Genomic DNA, 23475 nt, shown 5'->3' on the forward strand with positions numbered 1-23475 from the left:
AAGAAATAACAATAAACAAAGCGGGCTTAAAATTAACCTGCTAGAGCCGCTTTAGCTTGTTCAGCAACCGCTGCAAAAGCAACTTTATCATGAACCGCCATATCGGCCAGGATTTTTCTATCCAGCTCGATGGAAGCCTTCTTCAAACCATCAATCAATCGACTATAAGACAACCCACACTCACGTGCTTGAGCATTTATGCGCGTAATCCATAAAGCACGAAACTGTCGCTTTTTCTGCCGTCTATCGCGATAAGCATATTGACCGGCTTTAATGACAGCCTGTTTAGCAACTCGATAGGTTCGGCTACGGGCACCATAGTAACCTTTTGCTTGGTCTAAAATTTTCTTGTGACGTGCTTTCGCTGTCACACCACGTTTTACTCTTGGCATTGTTCAATCTCCTCTTTAACTACCGTGCAACATACGTTCAGCCAAACGCGCATCGCATGGCTTCAAAGTACCAGCTTCTACACGCAAATGACGCTTTTGCTTGGTAGATTTTTTGGTGAGGATATGATTTCTATAAGCGCCGCGACGTTTAATCGCTCCACTTGCTGTCTTTCGGAAGCGTTTAGATGCTCCACGATGTGACTTTAACTTCGGCATAACAATATACTCCGCATTCGTTACTTGGTTTTTTTGGGTGATAATACCATCAGTAATTGTCTTCCCTCACGCTTCGCATGCTGTTCTATTATTGCTACATCAGCAGTATCAGCTTGCAAACGCTCAAGAATTTTCATACCGAGTTCTTGATGTGCCATTTCACGACCACGAAAACGTAACGTGATTTTGACCTTATCACCATGATTGAGGAAACGGATCAGGTTGCGTAGCTTGACCTGATAATCTCCATCTTCCGTCGTTGGACGGAATTTTAATTCTTTGACCTGAATTTGTTTTTGCTTTTTTCTAGCTTCAGCTTGTTTTTTACTCAGTTCAAAGAGAAATTTACCATAATCCATAATACGACAAACAGGAGGCTTGGCTGTGGGAGATATTTCCACCAGATCCAGTCCACTTTCTTCTGCTGCCCGTAATGCTTCTCGCGTTGATACAATTCCTGCCTGGTTACCATCGACATCAATTAAGCGTACCTCAGGTACAGTGATCTGTTCATTAATTCGTGCGCGATCATTTTCACGCTTAGTTGGTGCACTAATGGTTTAATCCTCCAGTTCGTTTTATATTGATCCTTTACGGATAATTTCTTGCGTTAAGGTATCACAAATTGTATCTAATGTCATCACACCCATGTCAACGCCATCACGGGAGCGAACAGCTACTTGACAATTTTCAACTTCTTTATCGCCTACAACCAATAAATAAGGAATTCTTTGTAAAGTATGCTCGCGAATTTTAAAACCAATCTTCTCATTTCTCAAGTCAAAATTGGCACGAATCCCTCTTTTTTGCAAAGTTTTATTCACTTTTACTGCATATTCATTCTGCTTTTCGCTAATAGTAAGCACAACGGCTTGGATAGGCGACAACCATAAAGGCAATTTTCCAGCATAATGTTCTATTAATATACCCATGAATCGTTCTAGAGAACCTAAAATTGCTCTATGTAACATCACAGGGGTTTGCTTACTTCCGTCTTCAGCAATATAACTTGCTTCCAATCGGTCAGGCATTGAAAAATCGACCTGGATCGTTCCACATTGCCAAATTCTACCTAAACAATCTGATAAAGAACATTCAATTTTTGGCCCATAAAATGCACCTTCTCCGGGTGCATCTATCCACTCAATATTTCTTCCTTGCATTGCTAATTTCAATGCAGTTTCAGCTTTATCCCAAACTTCATCTGAACCAACACGTTTTTCAGGACGCAAAGCCAATCGATATTTTATTTCAGTAAAGCCAAAGTCTTTATATACGGATTGTACTAACTCCAGCATCATAGCCACTTCAGACTGAATTTGATCCTCAGTACAAAAAATATGAGCATCATCCTGAACCATATTGCGAACACGCATTAACCCATGCAAAGCCCCCGAGGGTTCACAGCGATGGCAATTTCCAAATTCAGATAATCTTAGTGGAAGATCTCTGTAACTTTTTAAACCCTGATTATAAACTTGAACATGACAGGGACAACTCATAGGTTTGACTGCATAGTGACGATTTTCTGTCTCAGTAACAAACATTTCATCCCTAAAGTTTGCCCAATGACCAGACTTTTCCCACAAAGATCTATCGACTAATTGTGGTGTTCTGATTTCCTGATAACCAAAGTCTACCAAGCGATTTCGCATATAATGCTCTAATTCTTGATAAATAGTCCATCCTTTGGGATGCCAAAAAACCATCCCTGGAGCAATATCTTGAAAGTGAAATAAATCCAAAGCCTTTCCTAACTTACGGTGATCACGTTTTTCTGCTTCTTCCAAACGGAATAAATAATCTTCCAATGATTTTTTATCAGGCCAGGCAGTACCATAAATTCGTTGCAACATTTCATTATTTGAGTCGCCACGCCAATAGGCACCTGCCACTTTCGTCAGTTTAAACGCTTTTAAAAAACCAGTAGAGGGAACATGAGGACCACGACATAAATCTTCAAAATCACCTTGTTTATAAAGGGAAAGAACTTCATTCGCAGGTATATCAGCAATAATTTTCGCCTTATATTCTTCCCCTAGCGCCATGAAATATTGTATTGCTTCGTTTCGAGGTAATTCCCGACGCGTAATTGGTAAGTTAGCCTTTGCCAGTTCATGCATCTTAGCTTCAATTAAGCTCAAATCTTCAGGAGTAAAAGAGCGCTCGAAAGCAAAGTCATAATAAAATCCATCTTCAATGACCGGACCGATGGTCACTTGAGCAGATGGAAAAACAGATTTCACCGCCTGAGCTAGTAGATGAGCGGTTGAATGCCTAATCACTTCAAGACTGTCATCATTTTTATCAGTAAGAATAATTAATGAGCAATCTTCTTTAATAAGGTAGGAGGTGTCCACCAAACGACCATCAACTCGGCCTGCTATAGCTGCCTTAGCTAATCCAGGACCAATGTGATGTGCCACATCATAAATAGTGAGGGGCATTTCAAAATGTTTTACACTTCCATCCGGTAATTTAACGCTTGGCATAATCTTATCCGTCTTCCCTTCAGTCAGGTTCTTGTTTAAAAAAAAACCCTGCAGGGCAGGGTTTAAACCTTTTAATTCAGTGCAGTAAATAATCTTACTGGAAATTCAAATATCATGGTAGGCACGAGTGGGATCGAACCACCGACCACCACCATGTCAAGGTGGTGCTCTACCACTGAGCTACGTGCCTATAATTCAATCTGAATGAAAATTGGCTTGAATTATATACCCAAGCTCACAGAAAATGCAATGTTTTAGACGACTTGATTTTTATCAAGGAATTTACACTATATACAACATAATATATAAAATTAACGGTTATAATGTCATATTCATGGAGCATACGGATCATAACATGTGGTTCAAAATTATAAATGAGTGTGTAGAGATTGCTATTTATGCCAAGCCTAATGCCAAACATACCCAGTTAGTGGCTATCACCGATAATGCCTTACATATCGCCATCCATGCCAAACCTCACGAAGGTGCTGCGAATATTGAGCTTTTAACTTTTATATCACAACTTTTTAAAATTCCCAAAACCCAAATAGAATTAATTAAAGGAAAAAATAGCCGACACAAATTAATAAAACTGCCTTTATCAGAAAAGGTTTGTTGTTTTTTAAATCAGCCAACTTTGTAAACTTCTTAAATGACAACCCTTGTGGTTGCCTTAAAAACACTTGGATAGCTTATACAGAACATTAGATGAAAGCCATTAAATAACCTTAATAAATTACAGTTTTCAGTAAACGCTCTGACTTGAGGGTTACTTAGAATGGCCTGAATGAAGGGGGTCATTCAAGCCATGTTAGTGCGAGGTTAACCACTATGGTTAAACCACTTTTCCTATTGATTGGACTGTAGTACCTATTCCATCAGGTCACTTCAATGTCCAGTTTGGACTGAATGAAACGCTTTAGGACGCTTCATTAGTTATTATAATTATATGAGGCATAATGTCAACATTTAATTTCCAATAGAAACATATAGTTTCCATTTATGTCTTTATTTGCAGGTTTAACTGCCCTTTGTTACACTTTTGCCAATCCCCAATACTTAAGATTATTGCACCCCAATGGAAAAAGTTAACCTAACAAAACAGTTTGCTTACCGTTTGCGTGATGCAATGATAGCTGCAGGATACAATTCTCAACGCTCTACATCTGGAGTATGTATTCATAAATTGGCTGAAATGACAGGCTACTCTGTACAAATATGCAGAAAATACCTTCGTGGTGAAGCCATTCCTGAACCGGTCAAATTAGTAGAAATTGCATCGAAACTGAATGTTTCACCAGGATGGTTATTATTCGGAGACGCTAATAATGAGTACGGAAAATCTCACGATCGTTTAACAATAAGCAAAAATTTACTTCACTATATTTTCACAAAAGCTGCTTGTCTATATAATCACAAGCTCATGGAAAATGAAGTGCCTGACTTTTTGATAGATTTGATTAATGACATCAGTCTAATCAATGCTACCGAAGAGCAAACCAAGAAAATTATAGACCTGGCTATCGCTTCAGTGAAGCATTTTAGCCATCCACAGGGAACGTAGAATAAGAAGTATTCATGGAAAACAGCCATAAAAATTTAGTACTCCACACTCAACTTTTGGAGATTCTCTTCACTTTTAAAAGTAAGGTTTCCAATGTGTTTAGGGATGTATTGGGGATACATGAAATTCATCATATTGCCTTAACACGTATTAATAAGCACAATGAATTGCTGACACTGTCCTCTACCCCTGCCATGGAATTTAATTTATTTAACAGTTTTCTTTGGAAATACGACCTAACCTATAACCCCAAATGGTTTACATTATGTGCCCAGGATTCTTGGCAAACCCTATATACAAAAAAACGCTACGATGAGTTGTATTATCTTAAACAAATTAAACATGGTTTCCCAATTGGTTTATCTCTTGCAACCAAGATGAATGGCCATTATGTCATTTATTCCATAGCAAGTCATAAATCCTGTTCTTATACTCGCGAACTATTTTCTACCCATCAAGAAGATTTTTACAAAATTGGGCAATACTGCTCCAACATGCTGAACCCATTTTTTAGTCATTACGATGATTCCCCTCCACAACATTTATTTTCAGTATAAGCTAACTTATACATTAGAAGGCATTTTGATAATTTAAAACAAGCAATGGCTCAATGAACTTTTTCACTTGTACAACACAAATAAATTTACCACATCTGAATAGATCATCGATGAGTTAAATTACTGAAACAGTGCAAATGCGAACTGGAATAATAATGCTCCGGCATAAGCGGAGCATTTGTGTCATGCAAGCGGATAGACAAGATGACTTTTGATGTTAGCTCTTGAAAGATAGTCATTCTCTAATACTTTTGCTACAGCAAGAACCACATGGTCTTTCCATAAGTTAGAAACGATTTGAACTCCGATAGGAAGACCCGCTTTTGAAATGGCAAATGGTATAACTGCAGCTGGCGAACCACTATTATTAAATGACATTGTATAAGTAAAGTCTTTAATTTCATCTAAGCATTGTCCATGTAATTTGGCTGTTGTTGCACAGGGCGGACAAATAATCAAATCATATTGATTTAAAAAATGATAAGTATCCCACTTAAATTTAGCGATTTCAGCAAGACGTTGATTTAATTGAGCACTTGTTAAATTGTATTTTTTGGCATCTCGATTAAATTGTTTTCTTAATGGGGAGATCATGTCATCAGACAAGCACTTTAAAAATCCGTTAACGCTTTCCCCGCCATCACACATTGTGAAAAAAGGCTCCCAGTGAAGTTCAAAAGTTCTTTCAATGTTTTCTGGTCTTGCTTCTTCTACCTTGGCTCCTAAATCAGCTAGCACACGTACAGCATTTAATGTTGTCTCAACAATGTCTTGACTTGGAGTAACAATTCCATTGTCAGTAAAATAAGCAATTTTGAGCTGACTAACATCAACTTCAAACGGGTTACCAATTACTACCGGTGGAGAAGTTGGGTCAAAAGCATCTGGCCCACTTAAAACCGATAATGCTAACGTTAAATCGTCAACAAACCGAGCCATTGGACCACATGTACCAAAGGCTTGCAAACATCCAGCTCCAGCGCCCGGCAAAGCAATACCTGTTAAGGGGATCAATCCCTGAGTTGGTTTAAGCCCTGATATTCCACAATAGTGAGCCGGTACCCGAATACTACCTCCACCATCAGTACCCAGTCCTAGCGGTGATCCATTTACAGAGATAATAGCAGCTTCTCCACCAGAACTTCCGCCTGATGAACGGTTTTGATCGTATGGATTATTCGTTTTTCCGTAGATAAGATTATCTGATTCGTAAGCAGTGAGAAGTTCAGGGCTATTAGTCAGACCCAAAATAACTGCGCCTGCTGCGCGAAGTCGAGTAATACAGGTTCCTTCTTGTTCCGGTTTATAACCATCATATAAATGAGAGCCATAGGTGTTTTTATAACCAAAAATGTTAATAGTATCCTTAATTGTGATTGGTAACCCATGTAATAATCCCAATGCCTCGCCCCGAGCAATGGCCATATCAGCTTTTTTGGCAATTTGTAGGGATTGTTCTTCATCGAGTTGTATAACCGCATTCAGAGAAGGGTTTATTTCCTGAATACGATGAAGAAATGCTCTCGTCACCTCTTCTGATGAAACTACTTTTGTTTTTATTAATTCAACAATTTTATAAGCTGGTTGCTTGATAAGATCATACATCTTATTTCCCTTAATTTTTATGAGAGTCAAATTTTATCCAAAGCAAAAAGTTTGTAAACTCTATAATTAGCCCTTATCTATGAGTACTTGCACAACAATCCAAGGTCAAGGCAAAAAATGTTTTTAATTAAGTATTTCGGATGGGCTAAATGGGCAAATTAAAAACATTTTCGACTGGGCGATTAGGGGTGCCTCCTAAGATTATAAGCGGGACTCTTAAGTCAAAAATTCTTTTAAGCCTCAGATTAAAAATAATGTGCTAAGAAGCAGTTTATCTTCATTATAGATGGAGAGAGGTAATAATTTCTCCAGACACCCCCTTATTAGCAGTAGAAAAATCCCGACCTGAGGTAGATGCCGCATCTGGCCTTTTAAACAGGCCAAGTTCTCTTAAATTGTCATTAATTTTACTTTCCAGAAGAGTCTCCGCTAACAATTTTTTTAGCTTACTAACCTCTTTGTGATTCAAAGTACACTCATCAGAATCAAGTACTTTATACCTGGATATATTACGAAGCAGGTATTCACTCGCAGTTTTATCAACGATTGTATCTCGATTTTCAGCCAAAAATTGAAATGCTCTATTGATTTGCTCCTCTTCGTTTTTTCTCGAGTCTTTACCACACAACGTGTCTAGATTGTAAATATGTGGTAATGGACTTTGAAAGGGGTCATGACCATGAACATAAGTGAGGTTATAGCCATTGTGTTTTGCTGGTCGAGCATCCTCCGTCTCTTTACTCTCATTCCAGCGATTCCATATTAGATAGGTTAATGGCCATTTGACTCTTTCTTCTTCGCTCATATTGGTTAGATCTTTGATCTCATTATTTTCGAATAACAAATGAAGCTTATTACTCTTTATAAAAACCTGGAAATGGTTATTAATTTGGTCTATGGTTGCAGCTAATGCTTCTTGGGTTGAGTCATCATAAGTGACCCCTAAGTGTTTGGCTACCAATCGAATACTATCAAATCGTATGGGAGCATGACTATAGAGGGTAATACCATCCCCACTTAAAGAATAATCGATCAGTTTTAAAGTCGGTTTATAAGTTCGATCGATTATCCTTATTAATTCATCCTGACTAATAACACCTTGTTCCAATAATAATTGAATACCCCAAATGGATTTAGTTTGAATGTCGCCAATATTACCCTTGGGTTTAAATGGTTGACCAACCATGAGTTTTTCATAAGCGTATATAAATTCATACCCATGATTGGAGAAAACTATATTCATTGGTACCTGATTTTGATAAAGAAAATCCAGTATTCTTAAAGTAAAATAATCACAATTACCCCGATCAGCTACCTCATCACCAATCAATCGGAGAACTGTTTTAATATCATTAACTTCTAACTTAATCATGAACTGATTAAATTGATCGAGGCATAAAGGTAACTTTTTTTTCAGCTCAGTTAATTGGTGCTCCAATCTCATTTCATTAGTTAGAGCTGTTTGTAAATTAACTTCCAGTTGTTTCTTGAGTTGCGATACTGATTGAGAACGCTCTGTGTCAATGCCCTTTTCAAGCAACAACTCTTTATCAATACTCAAAATTTTTTGTTTTGTATTTGTTTTTTTTACTTCTGCAAGCTGGAGAAGAGTGCGAATTTCTAAATACTCTTGAACAATATCACCATATTGTTCATAAATTGTTAAAAATTGTTGATAAGCCTCCTGAAAATTTGTAACTTCTTGTTTAAATTTAATTATTTTATGACGAAAAAGAAAATGAATCAGTTTTATTGAATTGCCATGCAAATCTCCTAATGAAATGGAGCCTAAATTATTTTCGAATTCACTAGGATAGCTATATATATCCACATTCTTATTTATAAGACGTTTTGTCATTGATTAATCCATTCAATAGACCTCTTTCGAAACTCGCTATGGCGAGTTTCCTAAGAGGTTTAATGATTACGCTAGCAAGTGAAAAAATATTCCTATTAGAAAAAAATATACTCCTGGCGGGAAATAACAAATTTTAACTTCCTGAGCAACCACATTAAGTGTATTAAATTAACGCAATTAACGTTAAAGGTGAAGAATAAATTACGTAGTGCTGAAATGAAACTATGCTTTGATACGCTACGTCTTGAAAAATCAAAAAATTTCTATACCAAGTTCAAATTAATTATCGGCTGACAAAACACCCTCTCTGCTATACTTAAACAAGGAAAATAATAATCAGAGAATGGAATGAGGTTATTATCCTTTAAAAAATCCAACATTGTTTCAATTGGAACTGAGCTGGAATTTCAGATTATTGATCGCAACTCACTCTCTTTGATTTCTCGCTCGAAAGAACTTATGAGATCCTTGCAAAACATGGGTTATCGTACGCGAATTAAACCAGAAATAACTCAAAGCATGATAGAAATCAATTCATCAATTCATAATACACCGAAAAAAATGTATGATGAGCTATTGGAATTACAAGGAATTTTAATTGAAGCAGCGACTCCCATTGACATTATGTTCTGTGGAGGAGGGACTCATCCATTTCAACAATGGAGCATGCAAAAAATTTTTCCGTCAAAACGGTTCAAAAAGAAATTTAATCAATATCGCTATCTTAGCAAGCGTGCAACCGTTTTTGGACAACATATCCATATAGGTTGTGCAACAGGAGATGATGCCATTTATCTAATTCATGCCTTTGCGAGGTATGTTCCCCATTTTATTGCTATCAGTGCCTCTTCACCCTTTTACCAAGGCATTAATACAAATTATTGTTCATCACGTTCCACTATTTTTAATGCGTTTCCACTAAGTGGAGTGATTCCTTACCTCAAAAATTGGAAGGAGTTCTCTGATTATTACTACAAAATGTATCACTGGGAAATTATTGAAAGTATGAAGGATTTTTATTGGGATATTAGGCCAAAACCAGAACTTGGTACAATTGAAATAAGAGTTTGTGATACCCCTTTAACACTTAGAAAATCAATTCTCATGACAGCCTATATTCAGACATTAGCGCTCTATCTTCTGGAAGAAAAACCAATTCAACTGTCTCACGATTTATATTATGTCTATAATTACAACAGATTCCAAGCCAGCAGACATGGACTGGAAGGAGAAATAATTAACACGGATAATGACAAGCATATATCCATTATGGAAGACATAATTGAGACAATAAAAATAATAGAAAAGTACAGCAATAAACTTGGAAACTCTGAATATATTGAGGAACTCCATCAGGACATCATCAATAAACGAAATGATAGTGTTCTCTTAAATAGGATTTATAAACAAGTTGACTCATTCTCTAAACTAGTAGCTGCACAGTGTGAAATTTGGTTAAGTGATTCAAAGGATAAGAAATGGATAATTCAACCTTCTTAAACACAAAAGAAAAAATCCAGGAAATCAAACCTTTAATGGAAAGTGCGTTCGGTAACATTCTGGGATATCAAGAACTGGAGAATATGCTGGCAATCTGTACGATTGTTCCATTTTCTATGAATGATGTTGTGTTTCATCAAGGAGATAGAATAAAGGGCATTTATATTATTATAAAAGGAGCTGTCGAACTGATCGCTAGAACGTTAGGCAAAGGAGTGACCAAAATAGAAACATGTATTGCTGGTGATTTTTTGGGCGAAACTTCTTTTCTACTAAATGAACCTAGCTCAACATCGGCTATTGCTAAGGATGATGTGAAATGTTTGTTTATTCCCTCCACCTATTTTGAACTCATGTCCGCGTTTTCTCCCGAAGCAAAATATAAAATCATAAAAGGAATTGGGTATCAGGTTTGTGGGCGTTTAAAACGATTACACGATATAATAATTACTTTTATTTCTCGCTCTGATATGCAAAGTTTGTCTTTTTTGGGGCGCTTCATACATACTTTCACTCAACCTAAAACATTTACCCTGGCGGAAAATAAAATTGATAGCGATCTCATTCCCAAAAAAATATTGTTGTACGCTTTTACTCAAGAGGAAACTAATGAATTGCTGCAACATGCTACGCTTCTAACTGCCAATAAAAATTGTGTATTAATTCGTGAGAATGAAACAATACCCATGTGTTATATAGTCATTTACGGAGCCGTGCAATCCAGTGTCATACAAGATAGTAAAATTGCCAAATTGTCTGTTATTGGTCCTGACTCGTTATTTGCCAGTACCGCATGCTTTTTAAGAGACACCAAATTTTCAATCACATTTATTACCTGTGAATCAGCAACTTTATTAAAAATATCCGAAGAGGAACTCCAATATTTTCAAAAAAACAAACCTATAATCTGGTACAAATTATTTAATTTAATATGTGGATCGATCATTTCACTTGCTCGTTCCTTAAATAAATTGGACATACGACTCAACATAGAAAAATACAATCAGTGAGGTGTTATGTGCAGAATATTGTCTTACCTTGGACAACCTACAATTGTCGAAGAATTGCTTTATAAACCGGATAACTCATTCATTAAGCAGAGTTACCATCCAAAGTATTTGCCTTATCTGCTGAATTTGGCAGGATTTGGTATGGCTGCTTGGGATCGCAGTTCTATTAACCCCTTACAAGCTTATGTCTATAAAACATCAAAACTCCCTTTTTATGATGAAAATTTACATAATTTAGCAGCAAAAATCGCTCCACACTGTCTTCTCGCTCATTTACGTGGAGTTTCCTATCACGATAAACAAGTAGTTACCGATCAAAACGTACATCCATTTCTGTACCCCATAACTAATATTGCTTTAGCACATAATGGTATGCTCCATAGTTTCGAAATCATGCGATATGAGTTGCTTAAATACATTAAAACGGATTATAGAAAATACATCAAAGGCACGACGGATAGTGAATGGATATACGCTGTTTTTCTTTCCCAATTGGAAAACCCTGAGGGTAATTTCAATGCATCTGAAATTATTGATGCTGTGATTGCAACTTTAAAAATTTTAAAGCAGGTACGCCAGCAAAACAATATTATAATCAATTCACCAGTCAATCTCTTCTTAACCAACGGTGATTTTATTGCTGCAACCAGATTTTGTCTGGATTATGGTTGGAAACCCAAAGAGGCGCCTCAATCGACACATTTTACCTATCATTCTTTATGGTACACTTATGGAGAACGATATGGTTTTTATGAAAATGAATATAAAATGAAAGGAGGTTCAGTTAATTCAAGTATTATTATTGCTTCTGAGCCATTGACAGAAAATACTACCACCTGGCTTGAAGTTCCCGAGTATACTTTGATTTTCGCCAATCAAGTGGAGGGTGAAATCAAAATTACTTCTCAGGATATTAACATTTAATAGAATAATTTTTTGAACCGCCTTTTATTAAAAATTAAATTAAGAATGTGCGTTTGGTATTTAAAATAAAGTTTCTAACATTTTATTCTCATAGGGTATAAAATCAGAGTTTAATTTTATACGCTCTATTAAATCAGAATTGGCTATAAAAGGTCTTCCCAACGCGATTAAATCATATTTTTTATCTTGAATATCTTGCATTGCCTGATGAAGTGTATAACTGCCACTAGCAATTAATGTTCCTTTATAGTGAATACGCATAAACTCAGTCATTGTTTTATATCCCAATTCTTTAAATTTAACACCATCATCAAAGTTACCTGTATGAACGTAAGCTATTCCATAATCATTCAATTTCTCCAATAAGTATTGGAATACTGAAGCATCTCTGGGATCACCTACAATTTCATTCAGATAAGTGCCTGGAGAAAGTCTTAATCCTACTGATTGCGCACCTATCTCTTGTATACAGGCTTTCACCACTTCCAGTGCAAATCGAGCCATATTCTCCGGATGTTGACCATAAGAATCATTACGCTGATTGGTATGAAAATGCAAAAATTGATCAATTAAATATCCATTTGCACCATGAATTTCAATACCATCAAATCCAGCCTCCATCGCTCTTGTTGCAGCCAAAGCATATTTTTGGACTAATCCACTAACTTCTTCTAATGTTGCTGCTCTTGCTTTCCCATAATAAAGATCATTCGCACGCGGAACTTTCCCAGTCATCATTGTTTCTGAAGCAGAAATTGGTAATAAACCATTTAAAAAAATCGGATGCGACACTCTTCCGACATGCCAAATTTGTAAAAATATTTTGCCTCCATGTCCATGCACAGCATTGGTTACCATTTTCCAGCCATCGATATGTGCTTGAGTAAATATTCCAGGGGCATTACTGTAACCTTGGCCATCAGGACTAATTATAGTCCCTTCAGTAATAATCAATCCCGCATCTGCTCGTCGAGCATAATAATCTGCCATCTGTCTTGTTGGACTAAAATCGTTATTAGCCATATTACGAGTCATCGGTGCCATAATAACCCGATTCTTCAATATAATTTTTTCATTAAGCTGATAAGGACTTAAAATAAGATCAGTACCAAACATAAGTAATCTCCTTTTCATTTTCATTACAATTGAATATTGGAATATCGCAAATATTCGATTTAATTGGGTAAAAATTTTTAAATAATAGCCTTCAATTCTTTTATAAACTCATTAATAAGACTAGTATTCAGTTTACAATAAGTCCATTGTCCTCTACGCTCAGTGGATATCAAACCTGCCTGTTGTAATTGAGATAGATATTGAGACGCGGTAGACTGCGATAAGCCGGATTTTTTTTCAATCAAACCAACACACACACCATCCTTGCTCACATCACAATGTGAGGAACTAAAATGTTTATCAGGCTCTTTTAGCCATCTAACAATCTGTAATCGCTTTTCATTAGAAAGCGCTTTTAATATAATTAAAATGTTCATAATTTCTATTATATCGGATTATCTCGATATGTCAATATAACGGATGCTCATAATTACTTAGAGCAATATCCCCTCAAATGTTGAAATTTTATATATATTGTTTAATCTTAATATTATAAGATTCGAGTAATAACAAAAAAACATCAAATAATTACAAATTGAAGCTTGAAGTTACCCAATATGATGAAAAGAGGCATAGAAAAAACATTAATAATCTTTATAGGAGATACCTATGCTGAATACGGATATTTTGAATATTAACCCTGAAACTGTATGTTTTATTATTGCTAAGGCGAAAGAATTTCATGCCAAAGAAGAAGTTACCTTCAGCGAACCAATTCCAGACTCAGAGTATGAATACGATTGGTCTCAGATTTTAGCTGATCATGCCGATGACCTATCCTATTTGGAAGTTAGTAAAGCCATAGAGAGTCTTGATCCCGATCAACAAACTGACTTATTAACATTAATGTATATAGGGAGGGGAGATTTTGAGGTGTCTGAATGGAGTAATGCCTATAAGGAAGCCAGAAATAATTTGTTACCTAACTTAACAGATTATCTGTTTTCTAAACCACTCATAGCATATTACCTGGAAAAAGCATTAGAGTTATTAGAGTATTCTTGCGACAGATAATACCTCACACAGGAGCAAATAATGACCTAAAATGCAGTTATTTAGGTTTTCTATAGCATTAAAATCAAGAAACAATCTGAGACTCATTTACATGTCAGGTAATTTCTCGAAACTTTTGATTACAGATTCATTAAAATCCTTCATCAAATCACTCTGATAAAATTCTTTTTTAAATTCCTCATCTTGTGTATCAACCATCTGAACCAAAGTTTCCAAACTTATAATCGCTTCATTTATTTCCTCAGAAAGTTTATTCAATTTTTGAAAATAAACTTCTTTATTATCACCATTATATAAAGAGGGATCATTTAATTTCATCTCAACTTCGCTTCTCATATCCCTTAACTTCCTATCTAATTGAATAATACTGTCAGGCGTATCTTCATCAAAATTAGTTAATGCTTCTTGTGATTGATTATCGTTACTTTTGTTCATCAATATACTCCCATCAAATAATTGGAACCTTACTATTAAATTCTAGCCAAAGTACAGCATTTCTCCATTTGTATTATTAGTGTTATCATTGCCTTTTTAAACAACAGTAAATCATATGCTACTCCATTATCTATTTATCATGGGCATTTGTGTAGAAGCTATTACAGGAGCACTGGCAGCTGGTCGTAAAAAAATGGATTTCTTTGGAGTCCTACTTATCGCTTCTATCACCGCTTTAGGAGGGGGTACCGTAAGGGATACTCTATTTAATACCTATCCTCTGACCTGGGTAGCTCACCCCGAATACCTGTTATATACTTCCATATGCGCTTTTCTAACTATATTCATTGCTCATTCACTAGTCAGAATAATGAAAGTATTCTTAATTCTTGATGCTCTTGGGCTTTCGACATTTGTTATTATAGGTACTCAAAAAGTTCTCTCCCATGGCATGTCTCCTAGTGTTGCAATAATTAGTGGCATGATAACTGGCATTTGTGGTGGAATGTTGCGAGATATATTATGTAACGATATTCCCCTGGTTTTAAGAAAGGAATTATATGCTGTTATTGCTCTTTTAGGAGCTTTGCTGTTTATAACACTTGACTATTTTCTTGTTCCTCATAACCTGAACATTATTATTACTTTGTTATGTATTTTTACTGCCCGGTTATTGGCGATTTTCTTCCATATTGAAATTCCAATTTTTGATTACTCTGAAAGCATAAAAAAACGACAAAAATAAAGGAAACAAGTTTCGAACTTAGTACTCCATGGTCGAGACAAAAAAGATTTTTAATGAGGGAAGACAAACTAAATAAGCAAATTAAAAATCTTTTTTGCCTCGACCATGGAGTGTTTCATATGTCCTCGAAGTGCCAGACTTCACAGTATTTGCCCCTGACAAAAGAAATATTCAGTGACAATCTACTCCCATAATATCATTTATACTTCTTTCACTTCGGTAATACTTACTTCTTCTAAAGGAACATCAGCATGACCGTGTCGTTGGCCGGTTTTCACTTTAACAATAGCATCAACCACATCCATTCCTTCAACCACCTCACCAAACACGCAGTAACCATAACCTTGCGGATGATCGCCGCTATAATTCAGAAATCCATTATCAGCAACATTAATAAAAAATTGAGCAGTTGCGGAATGCGGATCCATAGTTCTTGCCATGGCAATGGTTCCTCGTTTGTTAGGCTTCGCTATTTTTGCTTCATTCTCAATTGGAGAATCTGTTGGTTTTTGCTCCATATTTGCATTTAAACCACCACCCTGAATCATAAAACCGTCAATGACACGATGAAAAATCGTATCATTATAAAAACCTTTACGAACATAATTTAGGAAGTTTTCTGCAGTCAAAGGAGTATTTTCTGTATCCAACTTAATTTGAATATCACCCATTGATGTACAAATTAAAACCATTATTTCACCTCTTAGTTTCAAATAATTAACGTGAGTTCGATATAAAAGCATAGAAAAGCTTTTTATATCGCTAAACGAATGTTATCCCGTAAAATGCGTAGCATTTAGACGGGATCTACTCCCAAATAATCTAGTTCGATATCAAAAAATAGCATCATTTTTTGATATCGAACTCACATTAATTAAGAATTTATTATCAAATGACGCATCTTGTCACAAACATCATGCAAAACATGAACATTATGAATACTTGCGAGAGCAGTAAATACATTTGCTTTTTGTTTTGATAAATGATGTAAATAGGATCTTGAATAGTTAAGACAAGTATAACAAGAACAACTCTCCATTATAGGGGCCAAATCATCAGCAAAACATGATTTTTTAATTTGAATTCGTTCATTGTCATGTTCACTTTGAAATCTTAGCCAATCCCCTTCTCTTACTAATTGACCACAATACAGCGCACCATGCCGAGCATTGCGCGTCGGTGCTACACAGTCAAACATATCGATACCTTCTGCCACAACATCCAATAGATCCTGGGGCGACATTCCGACACCCATAGTATAACGGGGTTTATTTTCAGGAAGATACTCATGCACCCAACGAATGACTTCAACCGTAGTATTCATATCAAAACCAATGGTTTCTCCGCCTATAGCTATACCATCAGTACTCATTGAAGTAACAAAATCAGCACTTTCGCGTCGTAAATCCTGAAAAACTCCTCCCTGAACAATGCCAAATAAAGCCTGTTTGTACCCATATCGTGAATCAGGTGACTGCTGATGATAATCAATGGATTGTTTTAGCCATCGGTGTGTACGAATCATGATTTGACTTACTTCGTCTTTAGAACAACTATCCGGAGTGCACTGGTCAAATGCCATTATAATATCCGCACCAATTATTTTCTGAGTCTCAAGAGACATCTCCGGAGTCATATGAATAATGCCTTTACTGCCAGGTAATTTAAAATGAGCCCCATGCTCATCTATGGAGCAAATCTCTTTGTTTTTAGATAAACTAAAGACCTGAAAACCACCACTATCTGTTAACATAGGGCCATGCCAACCCATAAAACGATGCATACCACCAGCATTTTCTATTACTTGCATACCAGGTGCACATAACATATGGTAGGTATTGCCCCCCAAAATAATCTGAGTCCCTGCCGCATACAACTCGGGCGGCGTCATATTATTTACACCAGCACGAGTTCCTACGGGCATAAATACTGGCGTGATAAATTCACCATGAGGGGTAATAACACGTGTAACACGTGCTTTAGTACTTGAATGCTGATAAAGCACTTCACATGAAAAAGTGTTCATTCATAGTAAACAATGGGATAAAACGGCTAATGATAACCAAAGCAATAATTTATTGCCAGAAATTAATTCATTGTTCGGGTACGAAAAAATAAAAACAAGCCCATTATCGCCATAAATAGAAAATACATTGCAGTCCATCCTGGCATTGAAATTCCAAACATAGTCCACGTTACTTCAGCACAATCCCCAGCACCCCAAAATAGTGCTTTAGCAATAGTCTGCCATGGGAAGTATTGAATTAATACATCAAGGCCAGGCATGCAGGCCGGAGCTTGCTCAGGTGGCAAGGATTGCAACCATAATTGTCTTAATGAAAAATACAATCCTGCACAAGCCACTAAAAATTGCATAAAGCTTACAATATGCGCTTTTTTCAAAGTCCTTAGAGATAATCCCATTAAACCCAACAGAACAAAAACACAAATTCGTTGCATCACACACAAAGGACAGGGCTGTAACCCCATAGCGTATTCAAAATAAAAAGAGGCAAATAGTACAAATACAGTAATAATTGCTTGAAAGGATTGTATTTTTCTGTAAGCAAGCTTTCTCATGATTTTGGCAACATATATTGTATGGCATCTTTTAATTCGGCATCAGAACATTCTGTACAAGTTCCTTTAGGCGGCATTGCATTCAACCCTTTAATTGCCGTAGCTAGTAAATCGTCTATTTTTTTACTAGCCAAACGAGACTTCCAATCTGCTTCAGATTGAAATTTAGGTGCTCCAGCCAAACCATCTCTATGACAAACCACACAATATTTTTCATATATTTCTTGGCCAGGTTCTTTTTTATCCTCTGTAACAACAGTGGTTTTTTTAGTAACTTCGACTGCGCTATTCTTTTCCTCTTGAACTCTTACTTTTCCAACAGGTTGAATTCTTTGTAAAATTTGTTGCTCATCCATATCATCCATCGCATAAAGTATGAATGAAATAAAAGACAACGCCAGCACAATACTCAACCTCATATTTATCCATCCTCTAATAACTATTTAAAAATCATACCGATAAGTGAGTTTTTTTTCCAGAAAGATTTCAATATATCCAACCAATTGAATAACAATTAAACCATAAATTATGATTGGATCTCTCATTGTCAATGATTGTGTTAAAATGCAAACAATGGAAAAAAATCTGAGTTATGGATGAGCGCAAAAGAATATCAAAAAAATATCAATATTACTCCATATGAAAATGATCAGGAAACCAATCAGGGAGATGTTTATCCAGAGTTTATTAAAGAAACCATCGAAAAATATTATGAAGAGCGAGTCAATAAATCCTGGCAAGGAAAACACATACTTAATGGGAAAATACCCACTACAACATCTCTGATTTTTTCTAGCAACGATTATTTAAGCATCAGTCAACATCCTCAATTAATTAATGCTCAGATAGCCACCATGAAAAAATATGGTAATGGTCAAATGCAATCAGCTGTATTTTTAAGCAACAATAGTTTGCTACTCACTCAATGCGAAAAAAAATTCAGTTCCTTCTTAAATTACTCTTCGACCTTACTCACTCAATCAGGATGGAGTGCTAATGCAGGCCTCATCCAAGCTTTGTCAAAACATGATGTGCCAATTTACCTGGATTTTTATACTCATATGTCATTCTGGTCTGGAGTAAAGGCGGCAAGAGCTAAACCAATACCCTTTCAACACAATTCCATTGATTCACTCCAAAAAAGAATTAAACGCTATGGTCCAGGAATCATTGCTATAGATTCCATTTACAGTACTTTAGGAACAGTTAGTCCATTGATTGAGTACGCCGAAATCGCAAGAAAATTCAAATGCTTACTTATTGTCGATGAATCTCATTCATTAGGTACTCATGGCCCTCATGGCAAAGGTTTAGTATCTAAATTGGGGTTATCGGAGCATGTGGATATCATAACCGCAAGTCTGGCCAAAGCATTTTCAGGGCGAGGAGGCATCATTAGTGGAAATGCGCAAATGATAGAATTTCTAAGGTACTCTTCACTTCCTTCTATTTTCAGTTCCGCTTTGATGCCTCATGATTTAGCTGGGTTTAGCACATCATTGGAAATCATTGCTAAAGAAGAATGGAGAAGAAAAAAATTACAGACTAATACCCAATTTTTACGTGATTCATTGTTAAATGAGGGATTTAACATAGGTGATAGCCAATCTCAAATAATCCCTTTGGTAACCGGAAGTGAAGCCAATACTATTTGGTTAAGAAATGAATTAGAAAAGGCAGATATTTTCGGTGCTGTATTCTGCTCACCGGCAACACCAAAAAACAAAAATCTGATTCGTTTATCTATTACTGCAAATCACGAAAAAGCAGATTTAATCCAGGTCATTGATTGCTTATCTAAGCTAGCAAGAAAAAAGCCTGAAATTCCACTTTTTAAGAAATAATTAAAATATCGCAACACCTATAATAAATAAGGACTCGCTTCTTTTGAGTTTGCCCCCTTAATAATAGGAATTATTTGCTTTGAAATGGCCTATTTGGAAGTTAATTAACGTGAGTTCGATATAAGCAAAATCCAAGGTTTTGCTTATATCGAACTGGATATTTTGAATGGATCCCGTACAAAAAGCTTCGCTTTTTTACGGGATAACGTTCGTTTAGCGACATAAAAGTCATAAATGTCTTTTATGTCGAACTCACGTTAGTTAAGAAACATTTCTTCTGCATCCAATTCCTCTAGATATTGATGGTAGGAAAGAATTTTATCCAAACGCAGATCAAACAAAACAGCACCCTGAACGTAGGCGTAATGATAGGTTTCATCAGAAACAAATCGGTTTGCTGGTACCAGACAATGAGACCACTCATTCCATTGGGGAGTCACTAAATTAGATTGCCAAAAACAAGGGATTTTTTCTCCATTATACAATTGATCCAATACTTCCTCACTGGCTCCATTATCTAAAGCCAAATCATAATGTAGACGCATATCGCCTTCATTTTTCACAATTAAAAAGCTAATATTGGCATCATCATCTAACATCAAAAAACTGCCTGAGTTATCAGCCAGGTAAAACTCAACTATTCCTTTTTCCTTACATAAATTCCAAAACAACTCCGCATACTTTTTATCATGTAAACAATTCGGGGACGTCACTGAGAGCATTCGTACAATCATATCTGACATACTTTGAAAATATTGTAACTGCAAATCATGAATACTCTGGGTAATGAGGTATGCAACATCTGGATCACTCTTTTTAATATATCTGTGGATTAATCCTTCATTAAAAGCCGCTATTGCAAGCGTCTCATCGGCTTGTCCAGTTAACAAAATTTTTTTAATGTTTGTATCTTCGATTCGCCTGCAAAATTCTAACCCATCCATGCCAGGCATCGCATAATCAACAACCACCACAGAAATTTCAGAAAATCGCCGAGAATTATAAACCTCCGCATGAATAGTTGCTAAATCAAGATTAATAGTATGATTAGTTAATGGACAGTTTTTCGCCTCAGTGTATTCACTGATACAGCGCTCGCTCAATAATTCAAGTTCACACCGTTTTTGTTTAATACAATCTAAAGCATCGAAAGGCGAATCAAATACACGGTAGGCCAAACTTTCATCTAACTGTAAAACGAAATTAAGCAAAAAATCTCGGCTGTCGTCTACAAAAACCGCGGTACTTGGAAAGTAACAGGTAGGTATAGAGAAATGTTGCATAGCTCCTCCTGAGCAAAACGTTCCAATGTTATATATCCCTTATGTGAACCATTAATAAGCGACGGTCCTTTATCCAATAACCGAACCTGGCTAACCTGATGATAAAATATCATGATTGCCTATTATAACCAAATTATTTACGTTTTATATACATTAGGCTTTGAAGCCAATCTCAAAAGTATTACTCTTAAACCCCAAAATTAGACAATTTATTGAATGTAAGTCTATATTATTAAATAAGAACCTAATCTCATGCTACCAAATCTAATAAGGATATTGATATGGCCAATTCTCAAGAATTTTACCAACCACCAATTAATGAATTAAAACGCAACTGGGGTTGGATTTTAGGGTTTGGAATACTTTTTATTGTTCTAGGCTGCATAGGTCTTGGAATGGTGGTTGGCCTAACTCTAGTAAGCATGTTCTTTTTTGGTGCTTTATTAATCATTGGCGGAATAAGTCATGTTATAGATGTGTTCAAATATAAAGAATGGAAAGGAATGATATGGCAAGCACTCATTGCAGTGCTGTATATTGCTGCTGGTTGTATTGTTCTATATGACCCATTTTTAGCATCTACTTTAATCACCGCATTTCTTGCAGCAGTTCTGATTGTGATTGGGCTCACACGAATTATTATGGCTATTGCTTTAAGAGACTCTAAAGGTTGGGGATGGTTATTATTAGCAGGAGTTACTGCCATAATTCTTGGCATACTAATTTTAATTCAGTGGCCTATTAGTGGGTTATGGGTAATTGGCCTTTTTATTGCGATTGAATTGATCGTCACCGGCTGGACTTATATATTTATTGCTATCTCAGTTAAAACAGCCAAACTCTAGTTAAACCTAAAAAATGCATTGCATTGCAACGAAAATACTTAAGATATTGGGGATTGAATAGCTCTGTTTTTTTTCTGTTTCAGATAATCGGCTTCACTCTGAAATAGGAAAACTCAAAATAAACAGGGCATACTCTCCTTCCTTGGACTCACAAACAATATCACCACCAAAACCATTCATAACCAATTTACAGAAGGATAAACCTATTCCTGTCCCCATAAACGTTGTTGTGTAAAAATGATTAAATAATCGACTTAATTGTTGGCTAGTCATTCCTTTGGCTGTGTCTTTAAAATATAAATAATGATACCTGTCGCCAGACTCAGTCCAAATCTTAATTTCGCCACGTTGAGCCGTTGCAATGACATAAAGTGCATTTTTTATCAAATTGAACAAAATATGTTGCATCAACAGCTTGGAGCCTTTGAATTGAAAGCTCCCAGTCCAAGTGATTAATGTTCTTTCTCTTGGTGACTGAAATGGATACCTGGTTATTGCTTCGGATAAACACTCTGCTATAGAACAAATCTCTAAAATGCAATTTTGTAAAATATTATCGCGACTTGCTTTTATTAATAACATATCAATGATCGTGTTCGCATAATCAATTTCACTCACTATTCGATTGCTGACTCCTCCAAGTTGCAACAACAATCTCTCGCGTAAAGGAGATGACATCAACCCTTGTTTTTTAGCTAGTTGATAACCTTCGATTAACCTTGGTAAATATTGCACTAAAGCTTGAGAACCACTTTTTATTCCCAACAATGGTGAACGTAATTCATGCGCAATCATACCTGCAGCAGCTGCCATGCCAGCTAATTTTTGTTGTTGTAACATAGCCGTTTTATAATTTAAGGTAGAGCCCGCAATGATAGTAAAAACAATAACCAAGGTCATTTGTATATGCTCTTCTCCAAAATACATTTGCGGAGAATAAAGATAGTAACTAACCAGTGCCAAGCTAGCCCCTAATAACAATACAATGGTTAAACTCAATAAATCAACGAGCAAAACCAGTAAAAATATCCCACACAGTAAAGACATTGCCGAAATAACGCTTGCTTGATTCATTAAAAACAAAAAAGTAAAAAAGTACGGTAAAGTAAACAAGAGGGTTAAAAACCAATACCAAGATAAATATTGCTTCCATTTTAATGGCCAGAAGGGAGTGAGCATCAAACCCAAACCTAATAGGCTTCCTATAAGACGTAAGGGAAGATTCTCATAGGGTTGAGGTAACCAGAAAGCCCAAATTATATAAAACAGCGGAAACCCCACAAAGGCTATGGCTCCGACTGCAACCAATTGATGAGCCGAATTGGACAAACTACGCTGCATTGATTCGTCTAAATGCTTCACTATTTTTTTAGTTGCCACATTTTTAATCCTTAACATATATCCAAGAGAACCTATCATAAAATTTATGAGTAATAATTATAGGATACTTTGATCTTGTCAAAACGATACGGCTTAATCCTATAAAACCAATCAT

At 36.0% G+C, this 23475-nt stretch carries 25 protein-coding genes and 1 tRNA gene; 10 read left to right on the forward strand and 16 right to left on the reverse strand.

Annotated elements, in window-relative coordinates; genetic code table 11:
• Positions 1–32: 32 nt before the first annotated feature.
• From rplT to ACZ5EK_RS14340, 5 genes are all read right to left on the reverse strand, one after another.
• Positions 33–392 carry a 50S ribosomal protein L20 gene (gene rplT / locus ACZ5EK_RS14320; protein WP_464425433.1) on the reverse strand — a complete coding sequence of 120 codons (360 nt, stop codon included), beginning with the start codon at positions 390–392 and terminating at the stop codon, positions 33–35.
• Positions 393–407: 15 nt separating this feature from the next.
• The gene (rpmI, locus tag ACZ5EK_RS14325) at positions 408–608 is read right to left on the reverse strand and encodes a 50S ribosomal protein L35 (RefSeq protein ID WP_027270874.1); all 201 of its coding nucleotides are present in this window, start codon (positions 606–608) and stop codon (positions 408–410) included.
• A gap of 20 nt (positions 609–628) precedes the next feature.
• Positions 629–1165: a translation initiation factor IF-3 gene (gene infC, locus ACZ5EK_RS14330; RefSeq protein WP_464432508.1), complete on the reverse strand. Its 537-nt coding sequence runs from the start codon at positions 1163–1165 to the stop codon at positions 629–631.
• A 21-nt stretch (positions 1166–1186) separates the two neighbouring features.
• A complete protein-coding gene (thrS, locus tag ACZ5EK_RS14335) occupies positions 1187–3100 on the reverse strand; it encodes a threonine--tRNA ligase (RefSeq protein WP_464430384.1) in 1914 nt (637 codons plus the stop codon).
• A gap of 115 nt (positions 3101–3215) precedes the next feature.
• Positions 3216–3290 (reverse strand) — tRNA-Val (locus tag ACZ5EK_RS14340).
• Between the two features lie 165 nt (positions 3291–3455).
• On the opposite strand from ACZ5EK_RS14340, the gene ACZ5EK_RS14345 reads away from it, so the two are divergent.
• From ACZ5EK_RS14345 to ACZ5EK_RS14355, 3 genes are all read left to right on the forward strand, one after another.
• The gene (locus ACZ5EK_RS14345) at positions 3456–3743 is read left to right on the forward strand and encodes a DUF167 domain-containing protein (RefSeq protein ID WP_464430385.1); all 288 of its coding nucleotides are present in this window, start codon (positions 3456–3458) and stop codon (positions 3741–3743) included.
• A 435-nt stretch (positions 3744–4178) separates the two neighbouring features.
• Positions 4179–4664, forward strand: a complete 486-nt coding sequence (locus ACZ5EK_RS14350) for a helix-turn-helix domain-containing protein (RefSeq protein WP_464430386.1) — start codon at positions 4179–4181, stop codon at positions 4662–4664.
• A 14-nt stretch (positions 4665–4678) separates the two neighbouring features.
• Positions 4679–5221, forward strand: coding sequence for a hypothetical protein (locus ACZ5EK_RS14355; RefSeq protein ID WP_464430387.1), 543 nt, complete (start codon positions 4679–4681; stop codon positions 5219–5221).
• 183 nt (positions 5222–5404) lie between these two features.
• On the opposite strand, the gene ACZ5EK_RS14360 is transcribed toward ACZ5EK_RS14355, so the two are convergent.
• Both ACZ5EK_RS14360 and wip read right to left on the reverse strand, forming a co-directional pair.
• Positions 5405–6826, reverse strand: coding sequence for an amidase (locus ACZ5EK_RS14360; protein WP_464430388.1), 1422 nt, complete (start codon positions 6824–6826; stop codon positions 5405–5407).
• A gap of 280 nt (positions 6827–7106) precedes the next feature.
• Positions 7107–8684, reverse strand: coding sequence for a Dot/Icm T4SS effector Wip (gene wip / locus ACZ5EK_RS14365; protein ID WP_464430389.1), 1578 nt, complete (start codon positions 8682–8684; stop codon positions 7107–7109).
• A gap of 348 nt (positions 8685–9032) precedes the next feature.
• On the opposite strand from wip, the gene ACZ5EK_RS14370 reads away from it, so the two are divergent.
• The 3 genes from ACZ5EK_RS14370 to ACZ5EK_RS14380 are packed head-to-tail and all read left to right on the forward strand — an operon-like array spanning position 9033 to position 12118.
• Positions 9033–10184 (forward strand): YbdK family carboxylate-amine ligase, encoded by a 1152-nt coding sequence (locus ACZ5EK_RS14370; RefSeq protein WP_464430390.1) that lies wholly within the window; start codon positions 9033–9035, stop codon positions 10182–10184.
• On the forward strand, positions 10163–11194 hold the full coding sequence (locus ACZ5EK_RS14375; RefSeq protein ID WP_464430393.1) for a cyclic nucleotide-binding domain-containing protein: 1032 nt from the start codon (positions 10163–10165) through the stop codon (positions 11192–11194). Before ACZ5EK_RS14370 ends, ACZ5EK_RS14375 begins: the two co-directional genes overlap by 22 nt.
• A gap of 6 nt (positions 11195–11200) precedes the next feature.
• Positions 11201–12118: a class II glutamine amidotransferase gene (locus ACZ5EK_RS14380; RefSeq protein WP_464430394.1), complete on the forward strand. Its 918-nt coding sequence runs from the start codon at positions 11201–11203 to the stop codon at positions 12116–12118.
• 60 nt (positions 12119–12178) lie between these two features.
• Here ACZ5EK_RS14380 and ACZ5EK_RS14385 read toward each other — a convergent pair whose 3' ends face one another.
• Together ACZ5EK_RS14385 and ACZ5EK_RS14390 are read right to left on the reverse strand one after the other, a co-directional pair.
• A complete protein-coding gene (locus ACZ5EK_RS14385; protein WP_464430395.1) occupies positions 12179–13234 on the reverse strand; it encodes an alkene reductase in 1056 nt (351 codons plus the stop codon).
• Between the two features lie 77 nt (positions 13235–13311).
• Positions 13312–13611 (reverse strand): ArsR/SmtB family transcription factor, encoded by a 300-nt coding sequence (locus ACZ5EK_RS14390; protein ID WP_464425455.1) that lies wholly within the window; start codon positions 13609–13611, stop codon positions 13312–13314.
• A 232-nt stretch (positions 13612–13843) separates the two neighbouring features.
• On the opposite strand from ACZ5EK_RS14390, the gene ACZ5EK_RS14395 reads away from it, so the two are divergent.
• Positions 13844–14248: a DUF3775 domain-containing protein gene (locus tag ACZ5EK_RS14395; RefSeq protein WP_464430397.1), complete on the forward strand. Its 405-nt coding sequence runs from the start codon at positions 13844–13846 to the stop codon at positions 14246–14248.
• An 87-nt stretch (positions 14249–14335) separates the two neighbouring features.
• On the opposite strand, the gene ACZ5EK_RS14400 is transcribed toward ACZ5EK_RS14395, so the two are convergent.
• Entirely contained in the window at positions 14336–14683 is a 348-nt protein-coding gene (locus tag ACZ5EK_RS14400) for a hypothetical protein (RefSeq protein WP_464430398.1), read from the reverse strand.
• A gap of 115 nt (positions 14684–14798) precedes the next feature.
• Between ACZ5EK_RS14400 and ACZ5EK_RS14405 the strand changes: the two genes are divergently transcribed.
• A complete protein-coding gene (locus ACZ5EK_RS14405) occupies positions 14799–15428 on the forward strand; it encodes a trimeric intracellular cation channel family protein (RefSeq protein ID WP_464430399.1) in 630 nt (209 codons plus the stop codon).
• Positions 15429–15628: 200 nt separating this feature from the next.
• On the opposite strand, the gene ACZ5EK_RS14410 is transcribed toward ACZ5EK_RS14405, so the two are convergent.
• From ACZ5EK_RS14410 to ACZ5EK_RS14425, 4 genes are all read right to left on the reverse strand, one after another.
• Positions 15629–16120 carry a peptidylprolyl isomerase gene (locus ACZ5EK_RS14410; RefSeq protein ID WP_464430401.1) on the reverse strand — a complete coding sequence of 164 codons (492 nt, stop codon included), beginning with the start codon at positions 16118–16120 and terminating at the stop codon, positions 15629–15631.
• Between the two features lie 182 nt (positions 16121–16302).
• Positions 16303–17454, reverse strand: a complete 1152-nt coding sequence (gene tgt, locus ACZ5EK_RS14415) for a tRNA guanosine(34) transglycosylase Tgt (RefSeq protein WP_464430402.1) — start codon at positions 17452–17454, stop codon at positions 16303–16305.
• A gap of 62 nt (positions 17455–17516) precedes the next feature.
• Positions 17517–18008 carry a disulfide bond formation protein B gene (locus tag ACZ5EK_RS14420; protein ID WP_464430403.1) on the reverse strand — a complete coding sequence of 164 codons (492 nt, stop codon included), beginning with the start codon at positions 18006–18008 and terminating at the stop codon, positions 17517–17519.
• Positions 18005–18427 (reverse strand): c-type cytochrome, encoded by a 423-nt coding sequence (locus ACZ5EK_RS14425; protein ID WP_464430404.1) that lies wholly within the window; start codon positions 18425–18427, stop codon positions 18005–18007. Before ACZ5EK_RS14425 ends, ACZ5EK_RS14420 begins: the two co-directional genes overlap by 4 nt.
• 177 nt (positions 18428–18604) lie before the next feature.
• Between ACZ5EK_RS14425 and cqsA the strand changes: the two genes are divergently transcribed.
• The gene (gene cqsA / locus ACZ5EK_RS14430) at positions 18605–19852 is read left to right on the forward strand and encodes an alpha-hydroxyketone-type quorum-sensing autoinducer synthase (protein WP_464430405.1); all 1248 of its coding nucleotides are present in this window, start codon (positions 18605–18607) and stop codon (positions 19850–19852) included.
• A 257-nt stretch (positions 19853–20109) separates the two neighbouring features.
• On the opposite strand, the gene ACZ5EK_RS14435 is transcribed toward cqsA, so the two are convergent.
• Positions 20110–21135 (reverse strand): response regulator, encoded by a 1026-nt coding sequence (locus ACZ5EK_RS14435; protein WP_464430406.1) that lies wholly within the window; start codon positions 21133–21135, stop codon positions 20110–20112.
• A gap of 281 nt (positions 21136–21416) precedes the next feature.
• Here ACZ5EK_RS14435 and ACZ5EK_RS14440 point away from each other — a divergent pair, with 281 nt between their 5' ends.
• Positions 21417–21980, forward strand: a complete 564-nt coding sequence (locus ACZ5EK_RS14440; protein ID WP_464430407.1) for an HdeD family acid-resistance protein — start codon at positions 21417–21419, stop codon at positions 21978–21980.
• Between the two features lie 93 nt (positions 21981–22073).
• On the opposite strand, the gene ACZ5EK_RS14445 is transcribed toward ACZ5EK_RS14440, so the two are convergent.
• Positions 22074–23360: a sensor histidine kinase gene (locus tag ACZ5EK_RS14445; RefSeq protein ID WP_464430409.1), complete on the reverse strand. Its 1287-nt coding sequence runs from the start codon at positions 23358–23360 to the stop codon at positions 22074–22076.
• Positions 23361–23475: the final 115 nt, after the last annotated feature.

The sequence above is a fragment of the Legionella sp. JM-2024 genome, assembly GCF_055389095.1.

Bases quoted from the DNA above. Each gene is read 5' to 3' on its own strand.
- ACZ5EK_RS14370 (WP_464430390.1), top strand. From the start codon at position 9,033: ATGAGGTTATTATCCTTTAAAAAATCCAACATTGTTTCAATTGGAACT.
- ACZ5EK_RS14425 (WP_464430404.1), bottom strand. From the start codon at position 18,427: ATGAGGTTGAGTATTGTGCTGGCGTTGTCTTTTATTTCATTCATACTT.
- ACZ5EK_RS14410 (WP_464430401.1), bottom strand. From the start codon at position 16,120: ATGGTTTTAATTTGTACATCAATGGGTGATATTCAAATTAAGTTGGAT.
- ACZ5EK_RS14360 (WP_464430388.1), bottom strand. From the start codon at position 6,826: ATGTATGATCTTATCAAGCAACCAGCTTATAAAATTGTTGAATTAATA.
- ACZ5EK_RS14390 (WP_464425455.1), bottom strand. From the start codon at position 13,611: ATGAACATTTTAATTATATTAAAAGCGCTTTCTAATGAAAAGCGATTA.
- ACZ5EK_RS14350 (WP_464430386.1), top strand. From the start codon at position 4,179: ATGGAAAAAGTTAACCTAACAAAACAGTTTGCTTACCGTTTGCGTGAT.
- thrS (WP_464430384.1), bottom strand. From the start codon at position 3,100: ATGCCAAGCGTTAAATTACCGGATGGAAGTGTAAAACATTTTGAAATG.
- tgt (WP_464430402.1), bottom strand. From the start codon at position 17,454: ATGAACACTTTTTCATGTGAAGTGCTTTATCAGCATTCAAGTACTAAA.
- ACZ5EK_RS14405 (WP_464430399.1), top strand. From the start codon at position 14,799: ATGCTACTCCATTATCTATTTATCATGGGCATTTGTGTAGAAGCTATT.
- rplT (WP_464425433.1), bottom strand. From the start codon at position 392: ATGCCAAGAGTAAAACGTGGTGTGACAGCGAAAGCACGTCACAAGAAA.
- ACZ5EK_RS14400 (WP_464430398.1), bottom strand. From the start codon at position 14,683: ATGAACAAAAGTAACGATAATCAATCACAAGAAGCATTAACTAATTTT.
- ACZ5EK_RS14420 (WP_464430403.1), bottom strand. From the start codon at position 18,008: ATGAGAAAGCTTGCTTACAGAAAAATACAATCCTTTCAAGCAATTATT.
- ACZ5EK_RS14435 (WP_464430406.1), bottom strand. From the start codon at position 21,135: ATGCAACATTTCTCTATACCTACCTGTTACTTTCCAAGTACCGCGGTT.
- wip (WP_464430389.1), bottom strand. From the start codon at position 8,684: ATGACAAAACGTCTTATAAATAAGAATGTGGATATATATAGCTATCCT.
- ACZ5EK_RS14395 (WP_464430397.1), top strand. From the start codon at position 13,844: ATGCTGAATACGGATATTTTGAATATTAACCCTGAAACTGTATGTTTT.
- ACZ5EK_RS14355 (WP_464430387.1), top strand. From the start codon at position 4,679: ATGGAAAACAGCCATAAAAATTTAGTACTCCACACTCAACTTTTGGAG.
- ACZ5EK_RS14385 (WP_464430395.1), bottom strand. From the start codon at position 13,234: ATGTTTGGTACTGATCTTATTTTAAGTCCTTATCAGCTTAATGAAAAA.
- rpmI (WP_027270874.1), bottom strand. From the start codon at position 608: ATGCCGAAGTTAAAGTCACATCGTGGAGCATCTAAACGCTTCCGAAAG.
- ACZ5EK_RS14380 (WP_464430394.1), top strand. From the start codon at position 11,201: ATGTGCAGAATATTGTCTTACCTTGGACAACCTACAATTGTCGAAGAA.
- ACZ5EK_RS14345 (WP_464430385.1), top strand. From the start codon at position 3,456: ATGTGGTTCAAAATTATAAATGAGTGTGTAGAGATTGCTATTTATGCC.
- cqsA (WP_464430405.1), top strand. From the start codon at position 18,605: ATGAGCGCAAAAGAATATCAAAAAAATATCAATATTACTCCATATGAA.
- ACZ5EK_RS14440 (WP_464430407.1), top strand. From the start codon at position 21,417: ATGGCCAATTCTCAAGAATTTTACCAACCACCAATTAATGAATTAAAA.
- ACZ5EK_RS14375 (WP_464430393.1), top strand. From the start codon at position 10,163: ATGGATAATTCAACCTTCTTAAACACAAAAGAAAAAATCCAGGAAATC.